Here is a 344-nt window from a genome sequence, read left to right on the forward strand (position 1 = left end):
TCGCGTTGCCACAGCGTGTAATCGACATACTGCACCGCCAACGGCGCCCACCCCGGAGCCTGGCCGGCGCAGCGCTGGGCATAAGCGGTGCCCAGATCGGCCACCAGCGGGGTGATCGACCAGCCATCAGCGGCGATGTGATGGACCACCACCACCAACACATGCTCGTCGACGCCCAGCCGAAACACCGTGGCGCGCAACAAGACCTCGCGACTGAGATCAAACCTGTGCTGTGCCGCGGTGTTCACCGCCTCCTGGACCCGCTCGGCCGGCCAGCCGCGGGCATCGATGACTTCCCACCCCACCTCGGCGTCGTCGGCGGCCACCACCACCTGCTCGGGGAT

At 68.0% G+C, this 344-nt stretch carries 1 protein-coding gene; it reads right to left on the reverse strand.

Annotated elements, in window-relative coordinates:
* Positions 1–344, reverse strand: a 344-nt coding sequence (locus AC5Y7E_RS24300; RefSeq protein WP_499950964.1) for a condensation domain-containing protein, incomplete at both ends; no start/stop codon positions are given.

This window comes from Mycobacterium sp. NGS17 (genome assembly GCF_059813205.1).